18 protein-coding genes are annotated in these 22,179 nt (G+C 69.4%); 13 read left to right on the top strand and 5 right to left on the bottom strand.

The window, feature by feature from the left end:
• The first annotated feature begins 71 nt into the window (after positions 1 to 71).
• Positions 72 to 1,253 (top strand): xylose isomerase, encoded by a 1,182-nt coding sequence (gene xylA / locus ACN8HC_RS13700; protein ID WP_490075397.1) that lies wholly within the window; start codon positions 72 to 74, stop codon positions 1,251 to 1,253.
• 67 nt (positions 1,254 to 1,320) lie between these two features.
• Entirely contained in the window at positions 1,321 to 2,568 is a 1,248-nt protein-coding gene (locus ACN8HC_RS13695; RefSeq protein ID WP_490075396.1) for an MFS transporter, read from the top strand.
• Here ACN8HC_RS13695 and panB read toward each other — a convergent pair.
• On the bottom strand, positions 2,508 to 3,368 hold the full coding sequence (panB, locus tag ACN8HC_RS13690; protein WP_490075395.1) for a 3-methyl-2-oxobutanoate hydroxymethyltransferase: 861 nt from the start codon (positions 3,366 to 3,368) through the stop codon (positions 2,508 to 2,510). The two genes, ACN8HC_RS13695 and panB, sit on opposite strands and share 61 nt — an antisense overlap.
• Positions 3,369 to 3,534: 166 nt before the next feature.
• Here panB and ACN8HC_RS13685 point away from each other — a divergent pair, with 166 nt between their 5' ends.
• The 3 genes from ACN8HC_RS13685 (at position 3,535) to ACN8HC_RS13675 (ending at position 10,306) form a co-directional block, all read left to right on the top strand.
• Positions 3,535 to 5,853 (top strand): immune inhibitor A domain-containing protein, encoded by a 2,319-nt coding sequence (locus ACN8HC_RS13685; protein ID WP_490075394.1) that lies wholly within the window; start codon positions 3,535 to 3,537, stop codon positions 5,851 to 5,853.
• Positions 5,854 to 5,984: 131 nt separating this feature from the next.
• Positions 5,985 to 7,322: a glutamine synthetase family protein gene (locus ACN8HC_RS13680; RefSeq protein WP_490075393.1), complete on the top strand. Its 1,338-nt coding sequence runs from the start codon at positions 5,985 to 5,987 to the stop codon at positions 7,320 to 7,322.
• A gap of 2 nt (positions 7,323 to 7,324) precedes the next feature.
• Positions 7,325 to 10,306, top strand: a complete 2,982-nt coding sequence (locus tag ACN8HC_RS13675) for a bifunctional [glutamine synthetase] adenylyltransferase/[glutamine synthetase]-adenylyl-L-tyrosine phosphorylase (RefSeq protein ID WP_490075392.1) — start codon at positions 7,325 to 7,327, stop codon at positions 10,304 to 10,306.
• Between the two features lie 15 nt (positions 10,307 to 10,321).
• On the opposite strand, the gene ACN8HC_RS13670 is transcribed toward ACN8HC_RS13675, so the two are convergent.
• Entirely contained in the window at positions 10,322 to 11,125 is an 804-nt protein-coding gene (locus ACN8HC_RS13670) for an ABC transporter permease (protein ID WP_490075391.1), read from the bottom strand.
• Positions 11,126 to 11,232: 107 nt separating this feature from the next.
• Here ACN8HC_RS13670 and hisD point away from each other — a divergent pair, with 107 nt between their 5' ends.
• From hisD to ACN8HC_RS13635, 7 genes are all read left to right on the top strand, one after another.
• A complete protein-coding gene (gene hisD / locus ACN8HC_RS13665) occupies positions 11,233 to 12,570 on the top strand; it encodes a histidinol dehydrogenase (protein WP_490075390.1) in 1,338 nt (445 codons plus the stop codon).
• Positions 12,567 to 13,676 (top strand): histidinol-phosphate transaminase, encoded by a 1,110-nt coding sequence (locus tag ACN8HC_RS13660; protein WP_490075389.1) that lies wholly within the window; start codon positions 12,567 to 12,569, stop codon positions 13,674 to 13,676. Before hisD ends, ACN8HC_RS13660 begins: the two co-directional genes overlap by 4 nt.
• A complete protein-coding gene (hisB, locus tag ACN8HC_RS13655; RefSeq protein WP_490075388.1) occupies positions 13,673 to 14,281 on the top strand; it encodes an imidazoleglycerol-phosphate dehydratase HisB in 609 nt (202 codons plus the stop codon). Before ACN8HC_RS13660 ends, hisB begins: the two co-directional genes overlap by 4 nt.
• A gap of 5 nt (positions 14,282 to 14,286) precedes the next feature.
• Complete coding sequence (locus ACN8HC_RS13650; RefSeq protein ID WP_490075387.1) at positions 14,287 to 14,907, top strand: hypothetical protein; 621 nt, start codon at positions 14,287 to 14,289, stop codon at positions 14,905 to 14,907.
• Positions 14,904 to 15,536 (top strand): imidazole glycerol phosphate synthase subunit HisH, encoded by a 633-nt coding sequence (gene hisH / locus ACN8HC_RS13645; RefSeq protein ID WP_490075386.1) that lies wholly within the window; start codon positions 14,904 to 14,906, stop codon positions 15,534 to 15,536. Before ACN8HC_RS13650 ends, hisH begins: the two co-directional genes overlap by 4 nt.
• A gap of 208 nt (positions 15,537 to 15,744) precedes the next feature.
• Positions 15,745 to 16,488 carry a bifunctional 1-(5-phosphoribosyl)-5-((5-phosphoribosylamino)methylideneamino)imidazole-4-carboxamide isomerase/phosphoribosylanthranilate isomerase PriA gene (priA, locus tag ACN8HC_RS13640; protein WP_490075385.1) on the top strand — a complete coding sequence of 248 codons (744 nt, stop codon included), beginning with the start codon at positions 15,745 to 15,747 and terminating at the stop codon, positions 16,486 to 16,488.
• Complete coding sequence (locus tag ACN8HC_RS13635) at positions 16,485 to 17,216, top strand: SseB family protein (protein ID WP_490075384.1); 732 nt, start codon at positions 16,485 to 16,487, stop codon at positions 17,214 to 17,216. Before priA ends, ACN8HC_RS13635 begins: the two co-directional genes overlap by 4 nt.
• A 129-nt stretch (positions 17,217 to 17,345) precedes the next feature.
• Here the strand turns inward: ACN8HC_RS13635 and ACN8HC_RS13630 are convergent, their stop codons facing one another.
• Positions 17,346 to 18,815, bottom strand: coding sequence for an MFS transporter (locus tag ACN8HC_RS13630; protein ID WP_490075383.1), 1,470 nt, complete (start codon positions 18,813 to 18,815; stop codon positions 17,346 to 17,348).
• A 54-nt stretch (positions 18,816 to 18,869) separates the two neighbouring features.
• On the opposite strand from ACN8HC_RS13630, the gene ACN8HC_RS13625 reads away from it, so the two are divergent.
• Positions 18,870 to 19,622: a TetR/AcrR family transcriptional regulator C-terminal domain-containing protein gene (locus ACN8HC_RS13625; RefSeq protein WP_490075382.1), complete on the top strand. Its 753-nt coding sequence runs from the start codon at positions 18,870 to 18,872 to the stop codon at positions 19,620 to 19,622.
• 99 nt (positions 19,623 to 19,721) lie between these two features.
• Here ACN8HC_RS13625 and lpdA read toward each other — a convergent pair whose 3' ends face one another.
• Together lpdA and ACN8HC_RS13615 are read right to left on the bottom strand one after the other, a co-directional pair.
• Positions 19,722 to 21,125: a dihydrolipoyl dehydrogenase gene (lpdA, locus tag ACN8HC_RS13620; RefSeq protein WP_490075381.1), complete on the bottom strand. Its 1,404-nt coding sequence runs from the start codon at positions 21,123 to 21,125 to the stop codon at positions 19,722 to 19,724.
• A 16-nt stretch (positions 21,126 to 21,141) separates the two neighbouring features.
• Complete coding sequence (locus tag ACN8HC_RS13615) at positions 21,142 to 22,101, bottom strand: sugar-binding transcriptional regulator (protein WP_490075380.1); 960 nt, start codon at positions 22,099 to 22,101, stop codon at positions 21,142 to 21,144.
• Positions 22,102 to 22,179: the final 78 nt, after the last annotated feature.

Here is a 22,179-nt window from a genome sequence, read left to right as displayed (position 1 = left end):
TCGGGCTGCCAATACCGTAACCACCGAAAAGACTTTCCGAAAGTTTCGAACAGCAGAAGCAGGTTTCGCTCATGGCTCTCACCCCGACACCCGACGACAGGTTCTCCTTCGGTCTGTGGACCGTCGGCTGGACCGGCGTCGACCCGTTCGGCAGCGCGTCCCGTGCGGCGCTCGAACCCTGGGACTACGTCAAGGAGCTGGCGCAGCTCGGTGTCTGGGGCGTCACCTTCCACGACAACGACGTCTTCCCGTTCGACGCGGACGACGCCACCAAACGGTCGCGCGTCGAGCAGCTGCGGCAGGTCTGCGACGACTCCGGCATCACCATCGAGATGGTCACGACCAACACCTTCACCCACCCGGTCTTCAAGGACGGCGGGCTGACCAGCAACGACCGCGGCGTGCGGCGGTTCGGGCTGCGCAAGGTGCTGGGTGCCGTCGACATCGCGGCCGAGTGCGGCGCCACCACCTTCGTCATGTGGGGCGGGCGGGAAGGCGCCGAGTATGACGGCAGCAAGAACGTGTATGCCGCGCTCGAGCGCTACAAGGAGGGCATCGACACCGTCGCGGCATACATCAAGGACAAGGGTTACGACCTGCGAATCGCGTTGGAACCCAAGCCGAACGAGCCGCGGGGCGACATCTTCCTGCCGACCGTGGGGCATGCGCTCGCGTTCATCGCCGAGCTCGACAACGGCGACATCGTCGGGCTCAACCCGGAGACCGGGCATGAGCAGATGGCCAACCTCAACTACAGCCACCAGCTCGCGCAGGCGCTGTGGAGCGGCAAGCTGTTCCACATCGACCTCAACGGGCAGCGCGGGCTGAAGTACGACCAGGACCTGGTCTTCGGACACGGGGACCTGCTGTCCGCGTTCTTCACCGTCGACCTGCTCGAGAACGGCTTCCCGGGCCAGCCCGACGCGCCGCGCTACACCGGCCCGCGACACTTCGACTACAAGCCGTCCCGCACCGAGAACATGGCAGGAGTGTGGGATTCGGCGCGTGCGTGCATGTCGACCTACCTGCACCTGGCCGAGAAGGCGCGAGCGTTCCGGGCAGACTCACGGGTGACCGAAGCGATGGAATACGCGGGCGTGCAGTCGTTGCAGGAGCCGACCCTGGCCGAGGGCGAGTCGCTGGCCGACTTCCTGGCAGCCGACGACGGCTTCGACCCGGAGCAGGCCGCCGAACGTGACTACGGCTTCGTCCGGCTCAACCAGCTCGCGGTCGAGCACCTCATCGGGCGCTGAGGCAGGGAGGCCGCCGCCCGTCGCCGCATGGAGGGTCCGGAGGTCGAAGTCGTTAGACTGACTAACAATGAGTGAGACGCCGGACTTCGACCTGAGACGACTCGCGATCCCGGCATACGCTCCGTCCCTCCTGTTCGGCATGGCAGAGGGCGCCATGCTGCCCGTCGTGCCGCTGTCCGCGCGCGACCTCGGCGGTTCGGTCGCGACCGCCGCCCTCATGGTGACGCTGCTCAACATCGGCTCGCTGCTGTTCAACGTGCCGAGCTCGATGATCACCGCCAAGTACGGCGAGCGGCACGCGATCATCGGCGCGTCGGTGGTCGGTGTCGTGTCCGCGGGCCTGTGTATGGCGGCGAGCTCGTTGCTGCTCTTCGGAATCGGCGCGTTCCTGATGGGCGTCAGCGGCTCGGTCTTCATGCTCGCACGGCAGAGCTACCTGACCGAGGCGATCCCGGTGCGCTACCGCGCGCGGGCGTTGTCGACGCTCGGGGGAGTGATGCGCGTCGGCATGTTCCTGGGCCCGTTCGTGGGCGCGGGCGCCATGGGGCTGTGGCACCTGCGGGGCGCGTATGCCGTGTGCGTGGTCGCGCTCGCCCTGGCCGGCGTGCTCGGCGCGACCCTGCAGGACCTGCCCCCGCACGTCGACGAGAACGGAACGCCGGCGGCGGTGACCGTCCGGCGGGTGCTGGTCGACCACCGGAAGGTCTTCCTGACCGTCGGCATGGGAGTGCTGCTGGTCTCGATGATCCGTGCGACGCGCCAGGCCGTCATACCGCTGTGGGCGGAGCACATCGGGATCTCGGCGCAGACGACGTCGATCATCTACGGCATCGCGGGTGGCATCGACATGCTCGTGTTCTACCCGGCGGGCAAGGTCATGGATGTCTTCGGCCGGCGCTGGGTGACGGTGCCGTCGATGATCGTCATGGGATTGTCGATGATGGCGATCCCGCTCACCCACGGGGCGGTCGTGTTGTGCGTCGTCGCCTGCGTGCTCGGGTTCGGCAACGGCATCGGTTCCGGCATGGTGATGACCCTGGGCGCCGACTTCTCACCCAGTCTGGGGCGCGCCCAGTTCCTGGGGATCTGGCGCGAGCTGTCCGATGCGGGCTCGTCGGTCGGCCCGGCGGTGCTGTCCTGGGTGACCGCCGCGATCGCGCTCAGCGCGGGAATCGTGGTGTCGGGCGTCTTCGGCCTGCTCGGCGCCCTCGTGATGTGGTTCTCGGTCCCGGCCAAACGCCGTCGCAAACCGCCTCAGGACTCGAAACTCTGCTCCGCTGAAGGGAACTCGCCGGACGCGACCTCGCGGGCGTAGTCCTGTGCCGCGCGGCTCAGCTCGCCGCGCAGGTCGGCATACTTCTTGACGAAGCGTGGCGCCTTGCCGCCCCGCAGCCCGGCCATGTCCTGCCAGACCAGCACCTGGGCGTCGCAGTCGGGGCCGGCGCCGATGCCGATCGTCGGTATGGCGAGCGCCTCGGTCACCTTCCGCGCGACCGGTGCCGGCACCATCTCCATCACCACCGAGAAGCACCCGGCTTCCTGCAGCGCGAGCGCATCCTCGAGCAGTCGTGCGGCACCGTCGCCGCGACCCTGCACGCGATAGCCGCCGAGCACGTGCTCGCTCTGCGGGGTGAAACCGATGTGCCCCATCACCGGGATGCCGGCACGAACCAGCAGCTCGACCTCGGGCACCATCGCCTTGCCGCCCTCGAGTTTGACGGCGTGCGCGAGACCCTCCTTCATGAAGCGGGTGGCGGTCGCGAGCGCCTGCTGCGGGCTTGCCTGGTAGGACCCGAACGGCAGGTCGGCGACCACCATCGCGTGCGAGGTGGAGGTCGCCACGGCCCGCACCAGCGGGACGAGGTGGTCGACAGTCACCGGCACGGTGGTCTCGAAGCCGAACACGTTGTTGCCCGCAGAGTCCCCGACGAGCAGCACGGGGATGCCGGCCTGGTCGAAGATCTCCGCGGCATACATGTCGTATGCCGTGAGCATGGCCCACTTCTCGCCCTTGGCCTTCTTCGCGTGCAGGTGCGGCACCCGCACCCGCCGTTGCGGTGCCGTTTGCGCCCCGGTGCCGTAGGGCGCGGGGACTTCCGAGGTCTGCTCCGTCATGGCACCCGAGCCTATCGGCGCGAGCACGGTAAAGAGACCGTCAACGACATGCATGAACACCTTAAAGAAACCTGGATATTGCCTCCTGGTCGGCCGTGAAACGGAAAGGCTGCTGATCGCGCCGCCTCACATCCCCGTCCGAGGCGGCCTCTGTATTGGAGGAACAGTGACCAGACGCGTCTACCAGACAGCAGCCGGCGTCACGGCCTGCGCCGCGACCGCGGCGTTCGCCCTCGCCGGCGTGGCCCAGCCCGCCGACGCCCAACCCAGTCAGCCGGTGGCACCCGGCGCCGCGCACCGAGCGGACAACCTGCCCAACCCGCGCGCCGAACAACAGGCCGCCCAGCGCCAGGCGGCGGTCGACCAGCTCGTCAAGGGCCAGGCGAAGCTGAAGACCATCAACGGCAGCAAGGTCATCGAGCTGCAGGCGCCCGAGAGCAGCGCGAGCCACGACAAGCGTGGCAAGGGCACCAAGCCGAAGAAGGGCAAGTACGTCCAGTACGACGCCGAGCAGTCGACCAAGATCTTCACGACGCTCGCGGAGTTCGGCAACCAGAGCAAGCCGGCGGCCGGCGGCACCGAGGGGCCGCTGCACAACGCCATACCGAAGCCCGACCGCACCGAGAACAACTCGACCTACTGGGTCGACGACTTCAACCAGGCGCACTACAACGACCTGTTCAACGGCAGCGGCGAGTCGTTCCGCAGCTTCTACAAGGCGCAGTCGCTCGGTCGCTTCGACGTGACGACCGAGGTCGACGACTGGGTGCAGGTGCCCTACAACGAGGCTCGTTACGGGCACAACCCGGTCAAGGGTGACGGCACCAGCGAGGCGGAGGGCTACTGGTCGTTCGTCAAGGACTCACTGACCGCCTGGTACAACAAGCAGGTCGAGTCCGGCAAGACCGACGAGCAGATCAAGCAGGGCCTGCAGCAGTTCGACACCTGGGACCGCTACGACTACGACGGCGACGGCAACTTCAACGAGCCGGACGGCTACATCGACCACTACGAGGCGATCCACGCCGGCGAGGGTGAGGAAGCGGGTGGCGGAGCACAGGGCGCCGACGCCATCTGGTCGCACCGCTGGGCCGTGCAGACCGGCATCGGCACGACCGGGCCCGAGGGCAACAAGTCCGGTGGCGTGCAGATCGGCAACACCGGCATCTGGGTGCAGGACTACACCACGGAACCCGAGAACGGCGGACTAGGTGTGTTCGCACACGAATTCGGCCACGACCTGGGTCTGCCGGACCTCTACGACACCAGCGGTGGCGGCGACAACACGGTGGGCTTCTGGAGTCTGATGAGCAGCGGCTCGTGGCTCAACCACGGCCGGGACTCGATCGGGACCACGCCGGGTTACCTGGACGGCTGGTCGAAGGTGCAGCTCGGCTGGAGTGACCTGCAGACCGTGCAGTACGGCGACGCGGCCGACATACACCTCGGTCCGGCGGACCAGGACAACCGACGCGAGCCGCAGGCGGTCGCCGTGAGCCTGCCCGACAAGAAGATCACCACCACCTACAACACGCCGAAGTCCGGCTCCTACGAGTGGTGGAGCGGCGGCGCCAACAACCTGAACAACACGCTGTCGCGGGAGATCGATCTCACCGGCGCCACGTCCGCGTCGGTCTCGGCGGCGATCTGGTACGACATCGAAGAGGGCTACGACTACCTCTACGGTCAGGTTTCCACCGATGGCGGCGCCACCTGGACGACCGTCGGCAACGGCGTCACCGGCACCAAGAAGTCGTGGAGCACGGTCAGCTTCGACCTGGCGCCGTATGCCGGCAAGAAGGCGCTCTTCCGGTTCGCCTACCAGACGGACGGCGGCGTCTTCCTGGACGGCGCGTTCCTGGACGACCTCACGGTGACCGTCGACGGCCGGACCACCACGGACGACGTGGAGTCAGCGACGTCGCTGTGGACGCCGAAGGGCTTCACCCGGATGACCGGCAGCAACACCGTCACGGCCACCAACTACTACCTGGCCGAGTCGCGCCGCTACGCCGGTTACGACACGACGCTCGAGGTCGGGCCGTACAACTTCGGCTTCCCGGACAAGCCGGACTGGGTGGAGCACTACCCCTACCAGGACGGGCTGCTGGTCTGGTATGTCGACAACGAATACGCCAACAACAACACCTCGCAGCACCCGGGCCACGGACTGGTGCTGCCGGTCGACGCCCACCCGAGTCCGGTCGTCTGGCCGACCGGTGAGCTCGCGTCCAACCGGATCCAGTCCTACGACTCGACGTTCGGCACCGACAAGACCGACAAGTTCACGCTGCACCGCAAGGGCACGACGCTGAACATGCCGAAGCAGGCGGGTGTCGCGGTGTTCGACGACTCGAACCCGGACGCCTACTGGTCGGCGGGCAACCCCACCGGTTCGGTGAAGGTGGCCGGCAGCGGCACCCGGATCGTCGTCCAGCACAAGCAAGGTGACGGCCTGCGACTGCAGGTGGCGTTCCGCAAGTAACGGTCACACCCTCCGCCGAGAGGCTCAGAACGCGCCCACAGGCTCAGTTGCACGGGCCTGACCCGGCCGCATGTCTGAGCCTCTCGGTGCGTAGGTGAGCCTCTCGGCGTGCGGTAGGGCAGGATTCAGTCATGGATCGTCAGCAGGAATACGTGCTCCGCACCATCGAGGAACGCGACATCCGGTTCATCCGCCTGTGGTTCACCGATGTGCTGGGCACGCTGAAGTCGGTGGCCGTGGCGCCGGCCGAGCTGGAGGGCGCCTTCGCCGAGGGCATCGGCTTCGACGGCAGCTCGATCGAAGGACTGGCCCGCGTCTACGAGTCCGACATGCTGGTGCTGCCGGACGCCGACACCTTCCAGGTGTTGCCGTGGCGCGGCGAAAACCCAGGCACCGCAAGGATGTTCTGTGACATCCGGCTGCCGGATGGGTCGGCCAGTATGGCGGACCCGCGCTACGTGCTGCAGCGAGCACTGGCCAAGGCGGCGGACAAGGGACTGACCTTCTACACGCATCCGGAGATCGAGTTCTACCTGTTCGAGAAGGACCTGCGGCCGGGGCAGCCGCCGACGCCGATCGACAACGCCGGGTTCTTCGACCACGTCCCGCACGGCACCGGTCACGACTTCCGCCGGTCGGCGATCACCCTGTTGGAGCAGATGGGCATCTCCGTGGAGTTCTCCCACCACGAGGCCGGCCCCGGCCAGAATGAGATCGACCTGCGCTACGCCGACGCGCTCAGCACCGCCGACAACATCATGACGTTCCGCACGGTCATCAAGGAGGTCGCGCTCGAGCAGGGCGTCTTCGCGTCGTTCATGCCCAAGCCGCTCGCCGACGCGCCCGGCTCCGGCATGCACACCCACGTGTCGCTGTTCGAGGGCGACCGCAACGCGTTCTTCGAGGCCGGGGCGCCATACCAACTCTCCGCAACCGCAAGGCGTTTCATCGCCGGCATCCTGCGCCACGCCGGCGAGATCAGCGCGGTGACCAACCAGTGGGTCAACTCCTACAAGCGCATCTGGAGCGGGGCCGAGGCGCCGCCCTACGTCTGCTGGGGACACAACAACCGCAGCGCGATGGTGCGGGTGCCGATGTACAAACCGTCCAAGGGGCAGAGTTCGCGCATCGAGGTGCGTTCGCTCGACTCCGCGGCCAACCCCTACCTCGCCTACGCCGTCGTGCTGGCTGCCGGCATGAAGGGCGTCGACGAGGGGTACGAGCTGCCGCCCGAGGCCGAGGACAACGTGTGGACGCTCACCGACCGTGAGCTGCGCGCGATGGGCATCGACCCGTTGCCGGCGTCCCTGGACCACGCCATCCACATGATGGAGCACAGCGAGCTGGTCGCCGAGACGTTGGGCGAGCACGTCTTCGACTTCTTCCTGCGCAACAAACGCGCCGAGTGGGCCGCCTACCGGGACCAGGTGACGCAGTACGAGCTGGATCAGTACCTGGGCCGGCTGTAACGGTGGGTGTTTCCCTCACTCGGCCGGTTCTGGCGCGGGCCGGCTTCACCGAGCCGGAGCGGGCGCTCGGCATGCTCCCGGAGCTCGTCGTGCCGCCGGAGAGCATCGGCTCGCTCGCGCAGGCAGCATCCCCGGATCATGCGCTGCTGGGTCTGGCGCGCCTGGGTGAGGTGTTGCCGGACCGCGAAAAGGACCGGCTGGCAGCGCTTTTCGATGATGACCGGGCCGGCTGGGACCGGCTGGTGATGTTGCTGGGCGCCTCCACCGCGCTCACCGATCACCTGGTGCGCCACCCCGAGCACTGGCACGACGTCGTGAACGCCCGGGTGCGCAGCAAGGCGGAGCTCTACACCGCGCTCGCCGCCGCGGTCGGGGACGCCACCGGCACCGAGGCGTATGACGCGCTGCGCGTCGCCTACTACCGCCAGCTGCTGCAGATCGCGGCGGTCGACCTGACCGGTGATGCCGTCGCCCAGTTCCCGGAGATCTCCGAAGCGCTCGCCGAGCTCGCCGGCGCGGCCGTCGCGGCGGCGCTGCAGATCGCGCGGAACACGGTGGACGGCGCCGACACCTGCCGGCTCACCGTCATCGGCATGGGCAAGTGCGGCGGCCGGGAACTCAACTACATCAGCGACGTCGACGTCATCTTCGTCGCCGAGCCGGCCGACGGTGTCGCCGAGGCCGACGCGATGGAGGTCGGCAGCAAGCTGGCCATGGAGATCATGCGCGCCTGCTCGGTCGCGACCGGGGAGGGCGCGCTGTGGCAGGTCGACCCGGCGCTGCGGCCGGAAGGCAAGCAGGGCCCGCTCGTGCGCACGGTCGAGTCGCATCGCGCCTACTACGACCGGTGGGCCAAGACCTGGGAGTTCCAGGCGCTGCTCAAGGCGCGGCCGATCGCCGGTGATGAGGAGGTCGGGGCGGCATACCTGACCGCGATCCAGCCGCTCGTATGGCGGGCCGCCGACCGCGACCACTTCGTCGAGGACGTCCAGGCGATGCGCCGGCGAGTGGAGGAGCACGTCCCCGCCGCCGAGGCCGGGCGTCAGCTGAAGCTCGGGCCGGGCGGCCTGCGGGACATCGAGTTCAGCATGCAGCTGCTGCAACTGGTGCACGGCCGCACCGACGAACGGCTGCGCAACCGCGGCACGCTCGCGGCGATGGAGTCGCTGTCCCGCGGCGGTTACGTCGGTCGCGTCGACGCGCACGAGCTGGACCAGGCCTACCGGCAACTGCGCGTGCTCGAGCACCGCATCCAGCTGTCCCGGATGCGACGCACCCACCTGATGCCGAACAACCTCGCCGAGCTGCGGATGCTCGGCCGGTCGGTCGGCCTGCGCGTCGATCCCGAGACCGAGGTCGTCAAACAGTGGCGCGACCGGGCGGCCAACGTGCGCCGGTTGCACGAGCGGATCTTCTACCGGCCGCTGCTCACGGCGGTCGCCAACCTGTCCGGCGACGACGCCCGGCTCACCCGGGAGAACGCCGAGGACCGTTTTGCCGCACTGGGGTTCCGCGACGCCAAGAGTGCCGTGCGGCACCTGGAAGCACTGACGGCCGGGGTCAGCCGGCGCGCGGCGATCCAGCGCACCCTGCTGCCGGTCATGCTGCAGTGGTTCTCCGAGGAAGTCGACCCCGACCTCGGGTTGCTCGCCTTCCGCAAGCTCAGCGACGCGCTGGGCTCGACACACTGGTTCCTCAAGATGCTGCGCGACGAGGGCCGGGCCGCCGAGACACTGGCGCGCTCCCTGGCCGCCAGCCGGTATGTCGGGCAGCTGCTCGAGAACGCGCCCTCGGCGGTGCGCGTCTTCGGCTCCCATCACGCCCTCGTGCCGCTCACCCGCGCGCAACTGCTCACCGTCATGCGAGCCGCGGTCGACCGGCAGCCGGACGACGACGAGGCGGCACTGCTCGCGATCCGGTCGGCACGCCGCAACGAGCTCATCCGCATCACGGTCGCGGACCTGACCGGTGCGCTCGACCTGGACGCGGTCGAGCGCTCGCTGACCGACCTGGCGGCGGCCACGTTGCAAGGCACGCTCGAACTGGCCATCCGGCATGTCGAAAAACAAAGCCGGACAACGCTTTCCACCGCGATCACGATCATCGGCATGGGTCGCCTCGGCGGCCGTGAGATGGGCTACTCGTCCGACGCGGACGTGATGTTCGTGCACGATCCGCTGCCCGGCGCCGACGCCCAGCTCGCGCAGAGCCAGGCCGAGGAGGTGGCGACCTTCCTCAGCACCGGCCTCAGCGCGGCCGGCCCCGACCCGGCGCTGGTGGTCGACGCCGACCTGCGCCCCGAGGGCAAAGCCGGGCCGATCGTGCGCACCCTCGCGTCATACGCCGCCTACTACGAGCGGTGGTCGGAGGGCTGGGAGGCGCAGGCGCTGCTGCGGGCCCAGCCGATCGCCGGGGACCAGGCGCTCGGTAGCAGGTTCACCGACCTGATCGATCCGCTGCGGTGGCCGGAGGGCGGCATCGACGCGTCGGCGGTGCGCGCCATACGCATGCTGAAGGCCCGGATGGAGGCCGAGCGGCTGCCGCGCGGCGCCGACATCCGCACCCACTTCAAACTCGGTCGCGGCGGGCTGTCCGACGTCGAGTGGACCGTGCAGCTCGCGCAGTTGCAGCACGCCCACGAGATCCCGGAGCTGCGGCATCCGGGCACCACGACCCCGCTGCGCGTGATGGCGCAGCACGGCCTGCTCGAGGTGCGGGACGCCGCCAAGCTGCGCGAGTCGTGGACGCTCGCGAGCCGGTTGCGGAACGCGTCCGTGCTGTGGCGGGGCCGGCCGGTCGACTCGCTCCCGGGGTCGATCGCGGATGCCGACGGCATCGCCCGGATCCTCGGTTCGCCGGTCGGTGCGGGGCACGAGCTGTCCGAGCGTTATCTGCGCGTCTCCCGTCGTGCTCGGGAGGTCGTCGAGCGCGAGTTCTACGGCACCGATCCCGACGAGGTGCGGGACACCGACCCGACGCGCTGAACTGCGATCGCACCCTCAGCGGCGCGCGAGGATCCGGCGCCGGACCGGGCGGCGCTGCGCTTCGCGCGCACCGATCGCGCCGAGCTTGCCGTGGATCGTGAGCTCGGTGGTGAGCAGCACGGCGATCGCCTGCGCCACGAGGAGCGCCACGAGCACGAGCAGCTGCACGGCCGCCGCCTCCAATGCGCTCGCACCACCGAGCAGCGCGCCGACGAACGCCCCCGGCAGGGTCACCAGCCCGACCGTCCGGGTCTGGTCCATACCGGGGATCAACGCCAACGCAGCGTCGTCGCGGGCGACCACGTCGGCCGCCTGAGCCGACGTGAGCCCGATGGACAAACCGGCCTCGAACTCGCCGTACCGGCTGCGCAGGGAGTCGTGAATTCGTTTGCCCGACAACGACGTCGCGACCATCGAGTTGCCACCGACGATGCCCAGCACCGGGATCACCGCGATCGGCCTGATGGGCACCAGTCCCGTCGCGAGCATGCCGAGCACGCCAGGCACCACGCCGCCGCAGATGGGCACCAGCGTCCACCACGTCGCGTGGCCGAGGATCCGGTGGGCGCTGGTGTATGCCGCCACGGACAACATCAGCGCACAGAACAGCAAGGACAACGGCCAGGACCGGAGCACCGCGCCCACCACGAGGCCGACGGCGGCCAGCTGGACGCAGGCGCGCACACCGGCCGTGATCTGCCCGAACCCGCTGCCGAGGCGTCCCCACCGCACGATGCCGGCCGCCAGGAACGTCGCGACGACGGCGAAGAGAAGCACCACGACGGCGTCGTGCCAGCCGTGCATCTGGACCAGGGTCATGGGTGGAGTATCCCGGTCGCGGCTGCGCCTCTGCCCCACCGGCGCGCGTGATTCCGGGGAGCGGACGCGACGCGGAGCCACTCCTCGCGGCAATTAGACTTGGCCGCGTGATCAACCGCCTTGACCTGCGCGGTGCGGCGCTTCGCGGCATGGACGCCCTGGCACTGCGCAACGCGCTGCCCCGAGCCGAACTCGACGTGGAGGCCGCGCTCGACATAGTGCGGCCCATCTGCGAGCAGGTCCATGCCGGCGGTGCGCAGGCGGTGCTCGAGCTGGACGAGAAGTTCGACGGCGTCCGGCCGCCCTCGCTGCGGGTGCCTGCCGACGTCATCGCAGCAGCGGTCGCACAGCTCGACCCGGCGCTGCGTGAGGCGTTGCTCGAATCCATTCGTCGCGCCCGCATCGTGCACGAGGCGCAGCGCCGCACCGAGATCGTCACCGAGGTGGTGCCCGGCGGCACCGTGACCGAACGGCACGTTCCGGTCGAGCGTGTCGGTCTCTATGTGCCCGGCGGCCAGGCCGTCTATCCCAGCAGCGTCGTGATGAACGTCGTGCCGGCGCAGATCGCCGGGGTCGGCTCGCTCGCGGTCGCCAGTCCACCGCAGCGCTCCAACACCGGCGACTTCGCCGGATACCCGGATCCGACGATCCTCGCGGCCTGCGGCCTGCTCGGTGTCGAGGAGGTCTATGCCGTCGGCGGCGCCCAGGCGGTCGCCATGTTCGCGTATGGCGCCCTCGACGAGTCCGGGCAAACCGTCTGCGAGCCGGTCAATCTGGTCACCGGCCCCGGCAACGTCTACGTCGCGGCGGCCAAGCGGCTGCTACTCGGTGTCATCGGCATCGACGCCGAGGCCGGGCCGACCGAGATCGCGATCCTCGCGGACGAGACGGCCGACGCACAGCTCGTGGCGGCCGACCTGATCAGCCAGGCCGAGCACGACGAACTGGCCGCCTCCGTACTGGTCACCGACAGCGAGGAGCTCGCGGCCGCGGTCGAGCAGGCCCTGGAGGAGCGGGTCGCTCTCACCAAGCACGTCGAGCGCGTCCGCACGGCGCTCGGCGGTCCGCAGTCGGGCATCGTGCTCGTCGACGGACCGGACGAGGGTGTGCGCGTCGTCGACGCCTATGCCGCCGAACACCTCGAGATCCAGACCCGTGACGCCGCAGCGGTCGCCGCGCGGATCCGCAACGCCGGCGCCATCTTCGTGGGTGACTACGCACCGGTGAGCCTCGGCGACTACGCCGCCGGCTCCAACCACGTGCTGCCGACCGGTGGCTGCGCCTGCCACAGCGGCGGGTTGTCGGTCCAGACGTTCCTGCGGGGCATCCACGTCATCGACTACTCCCGTGACGCGCTGGCCGAGATCGCCGACACCGTGGTCACCCTGGCGACGGCGGAGGACCTCCCGGCACACGGTGATGCCGTGACCGCGCGATTCGAATGAGAAGCCTCCAGGAGCTGGTCCGCGCCGAGTTGCGCGGACAGACGCCGTATGGCGCGCCGCAACTCGACGTGCCAGTCGCGGTCAACACCAACGAGTCGTCCTACCCCGTGCCGCAGGTGGTGGTCGACCAGATCGCCCGGGACGTCGCCGCGGCGGCCGGCTCGCTCAACCGCTACCCGGACCGCGAATTCGTCCGGCTCCGAGAGCTTTTGGCCGGCTACCTGCGGCGCACCACCGGCGAGCCGGTGACAGCCGAGCAGGTCTGGGCGGCCAACGGCTCCAACGAGGTCCTGCAGCACATCGTGCAGGCGTTCGGGGGAGCGGGCCGGACCGCGCTCGGCTTCACCCCGTCATACTCCATGCATCCGCTGATCAGCAGCCGCAACGGGACGACCTGGATCGACGGGCTGCGCGACGCCGACCCCGAACGGTTCGATCTGGACGGCGACCTGGCGGTGGCGCAGACCCGCAAGCACGACCCCGAGTTGATCTTCCTCTGCTCGCCGAACAACCCGACCGGCACCGCGCTGGACCTCGAGGTCGTGCAGCGTGTCTACGACGCCACGGAGCGGGCGATCGTCGTGGTCGACGAGGCCTACACCGAGTTCGCCCGCGAGGGCACCCGCAGCGCGGTGACCCTGCTGCCCGGCCGGAACCGGTTGGTGGTCAGCCGCACCATGTCCAAGGCGTTCGCGTTCGCCGGTGCCCGGCTCGGATACCTCGCAGCAGCACCGGAATTCACCGAGCTGCTGCGCCTGGTGCGGCTGCCCTATCACCTTTCGACGGTGACGCAGGCGGTCGCCTGCGCGGCGCTGGAGCACACCGACACGATGCTGTCGATGGTCGACAAGATCAAGACGACCAGGGACGAGCTGGTGGCCGGCTGCGCCGAACTCGGGCTGCGTCCGGTGCCGAGCGACGCCAACTTCGTGCTGGTCGGTGGCTTCGACGACGCGGCGGCGACGTGGCAGGCTCTGCTGGACCGCGGCGTGCTGGTGCGCGACGTCGGCATACCGCATCACCTGCGGATCACCGCCGGAACACCCGAGGAGAACGACGCCGTGCTGCGTGCGCTCAGATCACTGGTCGAAGGAGAACAGGCATGACGACGGAGCACCGCACCGCGCACATCGAGCGCGCGACCAAGGAGAGCCAGATCGACCTGACTCTCGACCTGGACGGCACGGGCGCGGCCGACGTCTCGACGGGAGTGCGGTTCTACGACCACATGCTGGAGAGCTTCGCCAAGCACAGCCTGATCGACCTGCAGGTCAAGGCGACCGGTGACCTGGACGTCGACGCGCACCACACTGTCGAGGACACGGCCATCGTGCTCGGCCGGGCGGTGCGCCAGGCGCTGGGCGACAAGAGCGGCATCTCCCGCTTCGGTGACGCGACGGTGCCACTGGACGAGGCGCTCGTGCACGCCGTCGTCGACGTCGCCGGCCGGCCTTACGTCGTGCACACCGGCGAACCCGAGGGGCAGGTCTACGCGATCATCGGCGGCAACTACACCGGCGCGCTGACCCAGCACGTGCTGGAGAGCTTCGGGCACCACGCCGCGATCGCGCTGCACGTCCGGGTGCTCTCCGGACGCGACCCGCACCACATCGTCGAAGCGCAGTTCAAGGCCGTCGCGCGAGCGTTGCGGGCAGCCATCGCGCGTGACCCGCGGGTGGTCGGCATCCCGAGCGCCAAGGGAGCGCTGTAGGCCGCATGCCACAACCTCGCTCCCGGGGCACCGGCCTGTTGCTGTTGCACGGTGACGTCAAGACCGCATCCGCCTGGGTGCGTCAGGGAGTCGTGCCCTCGTATGTCGTGCCGCTCGCCGGCTGGACCGCCGTCGTCCCCGGCGGACCGTCGCAGGCCGGCACGCCGTACGACGACGCCGTCCGCGTGTTGCTGGCACGCCGCGTGCCGTCCCGCATGCGCGCCGCCATCGGGCTGTTCCGGCTGGACGACCGCGGCGTGCTGGTCGTGCATCCGCGCGGCTGGCGCGCGCTGCCCCGGTGGCTCGTCTGGGAGCGCGGTGAAGGGGTGTCCGCGCTGCCCGGTCACCCGGCGGCCCGGCCCGGCGACATGGCGATGGCCGCAGGTGTCGTGCCGGAGTCGGTGCGCGCCATACGGGACATCCTCAACGACCGCACAGCGCTGCTCGACGACGTCCTCGCCGACCTGATGGGCGCACTCGCTCTTCCCGGCGAGCGGCTGCTCAGCGGTCAGGTCAAGGACGCCGAGGGTGCCGCGCTGGTCGAGCCGGTGGCCAAGGCGGTCGAGCGTTTCTCGCGAGTCACGAAGGAAGACAAGGAAATCCGGACCGAGTTGGAGCAGTTGTGAAGAGGCGCATCGTGGTCTTCGACTACGGCAGCGGCAACGTGCGTTCGGTGGTCCGGATGCTCGAGCGGGTCGGTGCGGACGTCACGCTGACCGCCGATCGGCAGGCTGCGCTCGACGCCGACGGCCTCTACGTGCCGGGCGTGGGCGCCTTTCACGCGTGCATGATCGGCTTGCGTGATGCCGGGGGACCGCAGCTGATCGCCGAACGGTTGCGCCTCGCACGTCCGGTGCTCGGAGTCTGCGTGGGCTTCCAGGTGCTCTTCGACGGGTCCACCGAGCCGACCTCGATCCAGCCGCCTCCGCCGGGCCTCGGCCATTTCGCCGGGATCGTCGAACGACTCTCCGCACCGGTCGTCCCGCACATGGGCTGGTCCCGTGTCGCACCCGCTGCGGGCTCCGCGCTCCTCGCCGGCATCGAGGACGAGCGGTTCTACTTCGTGCACTCGTATGCCGCCGCCCAGCTCCTCGCCAGCCGCGTGGCCGGCAACCCGCTGGTGACCACGGCCGAGCACGGCGCCGGCTTCGTGGCGGCCGTGGAGGACGGCCCGTTGGCGGGCACGCAGTTCCACCCGGAGAAGTCCGGGGACGCCGGCGCGCACCTGGTGGAGAACTGGCTGGCCGGCCTGTGACGCGCGTCGGTCGACCTCGCCTCTCGCGTCGGTCGAGCGCCGCGCCGAGCGCCGCGCCGAGTAGCCCGTGAGGAACGAGCGGGCGTATCGAGGTGTAGCCCGTGAGGAACGAGCGGGCGTACCGAGGTGTAGCCCGGAGCGCTAGCGGAGGGCGTATCGAGACCCGCGCATGCCTGACTTGAAACACACGCACTAGGAGGAGAATTCGATGGTTGACGAGGCGCCGAGGCTCGAACTGCTGCCCGCGGTCGACGTGGCCGGCGGGCAGGCCGTGCAGCTCGTGCAGGGCGTGGCGGGGACCGGCGGACAGTTCGGTGACCCGCTGGCCGCGGCCCGGGCCTGGCAGGACGCGGGCGCCGAATGGCTGCACCTGGTCGACCTCGACGCGGCCTTCGGGCGAGGCAGCAACGCGGAGCTGCTCGCCGGCATCATCCGGCAGCTCGATCTCAAGGTCGAGCTGTCCGGCGGCATACGGGACGAGGCGTCGCTGACCGCCGCGCTGGCGACGGGGTGTCGCCGGGTCAACCTCGGCACGGCCGCGCTGGAGGACCCCGAGTGGACCGCGCAGGCCATCGCGGCCCACGGGGACCGCATCGCGGTCGGGCTCGACGTCCGCGGTACGACGCTGGCGGCTCGTGGCTGGACGAAGGAGGGCGGCGACCTCTGGGAGACGCTCGACCGGTTGGACCGCGAGGGCTGCGCTCGCTACGTCGTGACCGACGTCGCGAAGGACGGCATGCTGCAGGGGCCCAATATCGCTCTGCTGCAAGAGGTCTGCGCCCGCACGGATCGCCCCGTCGTCGCGTCCGGCGGCGTGTCGACGCTGGACGACATCCGGGCGCTGCGCGAACTCGTCCCGGCCGGGGTCGAGGGCGCGATCATCGGGTCCGCGCTCTACCGGGGCGCGTTCGAGCTCGGCGACGCGCTCGATCTGGCAGGCCGTCCGCAATGAGCGACGGTCGCGCGGACTCGGCCGGCCAGTCCTTCTCGGGGCGCTCGCTGTCCGGCACCGGTTTCGATGACGACGACGGTTCGATCGACCCGCAACTCGCGCTGGCGCTGGCAGACCCACGCGACGAGGAGCGGCTGATGGCGGCGCTCGCCCGGGCACGGCTTCTGGTGCCGATCGTGGCCGCGCCGACGGACGTCGACGAGTCCGGCGAGCACGCTGTGGAGAAGAGCACTGACATGGCGGTGGTGACGCTGACCGCACCGTCGGGCGAGCGCGCGCTGCCGGTCTTCACCGACACCGCGGCGCTGGCCGCCTGGGACGCGGCCGCGAGACCGTCACCGGTGCGGGCCGACCTGGCCGCGCAGGCGGCGATCGCCGAGCAGTGTGACGTGATGGTGCTGGACGTCGCGACGCGGTCGCTGGTGTTGCGCCCGAGCATGCTCTGGGCCCTGTCCCAACGTATGACGTGGCGACCGCCGCACCTGGATGCCCATGTCCAAGCAGCGGTTTCGCAGGCGACTCTCGACGAGCCGGACATCGCCGCGGCGAGGTGCGAGGCCGGTGGTGCGCCGGGTGAGTTGCGCGTCGTCCTCAGCGTGCTGCCCGGTCTGACCCAGCAGGAGCTGCAGGCGCTGGCCCAGCGGGTCGGTGAGCAGATCGCGACAGACGGGGAGACCCGCGCCCGCATCGACGGCCTGGCCTTCTCCGTCGTCTCCGCCACTCCCTGACCCACACCCTCCCCTCACCGAGAGGCTCAGCAATGGCCGAGAGGCTCAGTAATTCCGCTCCTTCGACGGCGGATTGCTGAGCCTCTCAGTGTGTTTCTGAGCCTCTCGGCGCAGTGAGGCCGGGGTTGGTCAGTGGGTGGGTGGGAGGTGGTGGCGGGCGTGCCTGGGCAGCAGGAAGGTCAGCGCGAACGCGACGCCGACCGCCGCGATGGCCACCCACGCCGTGACCTGCGTAGCGTGGCCGAAGAGGGCGGCGAGAGAGCTGGTGGTCCCGTCGGCCTGGCTGAAGAACACCGTGCCGAGCACGGCCACACCGAGGGAGCTGCCGATCTGCTGCACCGCGGTCATCGACCCGGACGCGGAGCCCGACTCGTGGTCCTCCACGCCGCTCATCACGATGTCGAAGAAGGGCGTCATCGCCATACCCATGCCGAGGCCGATGACGGCCAGCGCCGGAGCCAGGCGCAGCCCGTCGATTCCGGCGCCGGACCAGCCGATCGTGCCGATCATCACGGCCAGGCCGACTGCGACCACCACGTAACCGAGGTGCATGGTGGTTCGGCCGAGTCGCGCGGTGAGCGGCTGACCGAGAACGAAGCCGACCATCATGGCCCCAGCCTGGGGTATGGCGGTCAGGCCCGCCTGCAACGGCGTGTAGTGCAGACCGAGTTGCAGGTAGAGCGTCAGCACGAGTGAGGACCCCATCAACGCGCTGAAGAAGGCCAGCCCGGTGATCAGCCCGCCGGTGAACGCACGCTTGCTGAACAGCGTCGGGACGACCAGAGTCGACCGTCCGGCACGATCGCGGCTGCGCTCGAGGAACCCGAAAGCAGTGAAGGACAGCAGCGACACGGCCATCATCGCGAAACACCATACCGGCCAACCGTGTTCCCGTCCTTGGACCAGCGGATACACGAGCAGGAACATGCCGCCGGCGGCCAGCAGGACGCCGGGGACGTCGAGGCGCAGCCCGCGGTCGGGACGGTTCTTCGGCAGATAGCGGACGGCTCCGATGAGCCCGGCGATCCCGATCGGGATGTTGATCGCGAAGATCGCCCGCCAGCCCAGACCGGCGAGGTCGGCGTCGATGAGCCAGCCGGCGAGGATCGGGCCGCCCACCGCGCCGATGCCCATGATCGGGCCGAACGCCCCGAATGCCTTCGCGCGTTCCTCGGGCGGGAACATCTCGTTGATGATGCCGAGACCCTGCGGCAGCAGCGTGGCACCGAGCAGACCCTGCAACACACGGCAGCCGATCAGCACGGCCGGATCCTGGGCGCCGGCACAGAGCAGCGAGAACACCGTGAAGCCGGCCATGCCGGTGAGAAACATGCGCTTGCGGCCGAACATGTCGCCGAGCCGGCCGCCGACGAGCAGCCCGGCCGCCATGGCGAGTGTGTAGCCGGCGGACAGCCACTGGATGGTCACGCCGCCGCCGCCCAGATCGCGGGTGATGCTCGGTCCGGCGATGCTCGTGACGAGGGAGTCGAGCAGATCCATCACTTCGGCGCAGAGCACGACGAGCAGGGCGATCCAGCGCCAGCGGTAGACGGCCGGCGGGTGGTCGGTTGTTTCGGGCGGGGCGGCTTGAGTCGTCATGAGCGAGGCACTGTTCTATCTACGAACGGCGTTCGCGTCAAGTACAGTGTTCGTATGACGACCGAAGACCTGCCGCCCGCGCCGTGGCGTCGACCGCGGCGACCGCAGCGCAGGCGTGACCGGCCCGCGCTCAGTCGGGAGGCGATCGTGGCGAAGGCGCTGGAGATCGTCGACGCCGACGGTGTCGACGCGGTCAGCATGCGCAGGGTCGCCACCGAGCTGGGCACCGGTCCGGCCAGTCTCTATGCGTATGTCGCAGGCAAGGACGAGTTGCTCGCGGCGGCATACGAGCTCGCGCTGACCGAGGTCGCGAACCCCGAGCCGGGCCGTCCGTGGCAGGAGATGCTCCGGGAATTCGCCTGGGGGATGTACCGATTGCTTCGCCGGCATCGCGATCTGGCGAAGCTGAGCTTTGCCGACATACCGACCGGGGCCGAGGCGCTGGACGGCGTGGAGCTGTTGCTCGCGGCGATGATCGACCAGGGGGTGGGCGCACGTGACGCGTCGTGGCTGTTCGATCGGCTCGCGCTCTACATCGGTGCGGACGCGCTCGAGGGGCACCTGCTCCAGGAGCGGTTCAGGACGACCGACGAGGCGTCCGCACAGCGCGCGGGGGAGGAGTGGGTCGCGCAGATCCGCGACTACTTCGCCCAGCTACCGGCTGATCGCTACCCGGCGATCACGGCCAACGTCGATTCGATGATGGACGGTGACAGCGAGGAGCGCTTCGGTTTCGGTGTCGACCTGCTCATCGCCGGCATCGAGGCGCGCAACCCCGACGCGGTGCACAATTGCCGAAAGGCCTAGCAATTGCCGAGAGGCCCAGCAAAACCCCTCGTGTGACGGCGATTTACTGAGCCTCTCGGTGCGCTTCTGAGCCTCTCGGCGAGAGAGGGGCGCGGCAGGTCAGAGGTTGATCATGTGGCCGACGATGCCCTCGACGGCTTCCTTCATCGCCTCGGACAGCGTCGGGTGGGCGAAGATGTTGCGGGCGACCTCGTCCGCGGTCAGGTCCCACTTCTGCGCCAGCGTCAGCGCGGGCAGCAGTTCGGTCACCTCGGGGCCGATGAGGTGCGCGCCGAGCAGTTCGTTGTGCTCGGCATCCGCGACGATCTTGACGAAGCCGGCCGTCTCCGCCATACCGCGGGCCTTGCCGTTGGCGGAGAAGGGGAACGACGCGGTCTTGACGTCATACCCCTTGTCCTTGGCCTGCTGCTCGGAGTAGCCGAAGGACGCGATCTGCGGCTGGCAGAACGTCGCGCGCGGGATCATGTCGAAGTCGATCTCGACCGTCTCGGCGTCGCCGATGGTCTCGGCGGCGACGACGCCCATCGCCTCGGCGGTGTGCGCCAGCATCAGCTTGCCGGTGACGTCGCCGATCGCGTAGACGCCGTCCACGTTGGTGCGGCCGCGCTCGTCGACCGCGATCGCGCCGCGGTCGGTGATGGCGACGCCGGTCGCCTCCAACCCGTAACCGTCCAGGCGCGGCGCGAAACCGATCGCCTGCAGCACCTTGTCGGCCTCGAGCACGGTGGACTCACCGCCGGCGGCGGGGGAGACGGTGACCTTGACCGGTCCGGAACCGGTGTCCTCGATCTTCTCGACCTTGGTCGAGAGCATCACCTTCACGCCGAGCTTCTTGTAGTGCCGGAGCAGCTCCTTGGACACGTCCGCGTCCTCGGTCGGCACCATCCGGTCCAGGAACTCGACGATGGTCACGTCGACGCCGTAATTGGTGAGGACGTATGCGAATTCGACACCGATCGCACCGGATCCGGCGATGATGATCGACTTCGGCAGGTTGTCGGTGAGGATCTGCTCCTCGTAGGTCACGACCCGGTCGGACAGCTCGGTGCCCGGGATGAGCCGGGTCGTGGCCCCGGTCGCGATGATCACCTTGTCGGCGCTGACGGTCTCGGTGTCACCGGAGGTGAGCTGCACCTGGATCGTGTGCGCGTCGGTGAAGGTGCCCGTGCCCTCGAACTCGGTGATGGAGTTCTTCTTCATCAGGTAGTGGACGCCCTTGGCGCTGGCGTCCGCGACGCCGCGGCTGCGCTTCCACGCCGTGCCGAAGTCCATCGACACCTCACCGGAGATGCCGAAGGTCTTGGCCTCCTTGGTCAGGATGTGCGCGATCTCCGCGTTGCGCAACAGCGCCTTGGACGGGATGCAGCCGACATTGAGGCAGACACCGCCCCAGTACTGCTTCTCGATGATGGCGGTCTTGAGGCCCAGCTGGCTCGCGCGGATCGCTGCGACATACCCACCGGGGCCTGCACCGAGGACGACGACGTCAAAGTGTTGTGCCACGGCCGAAACGATATCGCTATGCCAGCAGCGCTCGTGCAAGCGTCTCATCGACCACCAGTCGGCTGACCTTGCCGCCGGCGATCGCGGCCCGCACGATCGGCGCACGTGCCGCGCCGCTGACCAGCCCGATGACGGTCGGTATGGCGACCAGCTGTTCGTCGGAGAGCGTGATGATGCGGTCCGCGAGACCGCCGCCCACCGCATGGCCTGCCTCGTCGATGAAGACTCCGCTGATCTCGCCGATCGCTCCTGCCGACCGCATCGCGACGCGCTCCTCGCTGGTCGCCAGGTCGTAGAGGGTGGACTCGCCGGCGGCCCAGCCGCCGATGCCGACGACCGCGACGGTGACCTGCGCGACGTGGCTGAGCGCCTCGCTGACCTGCGGTTGGCGTCGGAGCATCCGGGCGCTTGCCGGATCGGTCGCGACGAGCGGCGCATAGAAGTGGTGGGCGGTGCCGCCGCTCAGGTTGGCCGCGGACCGGACCAGGTCCACCGGCGATTGCAGATCGGGTATGGCGAGCGCGCCCGACAACTGGACGATCGGCACCGGGGGGAGGGCGCGCAGCATGCCGACCGTCGCAGCCACACTGCGCGACCAGGGCAGGCCGAGCACGTCCTCCGCTGTCAGCAGGTGGGTGAGCTCGGCCGCGGCCAGCGTCCCGATGTCCCGTCGCACCTCGGCCGCGGACCGGCCTTCGTGGGTGCGCAGCACCACCGCCCCGTCGATCCCCAGAGCGGCGGAAAGCTGTTGGGAGAGCGCGTGATCCGCGCTCGGCACGCCGGCGATCTCGATGCGGACCACGCCGGTGGCGCGGGCCGTCTCCAGCAGCCGGGCGACCTTGAACCGGGAGATCCCGAGCGCCGCCGCGATGTCGATCTTCGACTGGTCCTGCAGGTAGAAGCGCCGCGCGACGTCAGCGAGCAGGGCCCGTCCGGAGCCCGCACTGGAGCGTTCCGGCGCCTCTTCGTCGCTCATCGCTGGCTCCTTACTGATTCTGCTGCGTTCCGATCCGCCCACGACAGTGTTGCGTATGCCACACTGTACTCATCTGCG

Source organism: Flexivirga sp. YIM B11880 (assembly GCF_058148645.1).
Note: the sequence above shows the minus strand (reverse complement) of the source record. Positions and strands in the feature narration are given on the sequence as shown.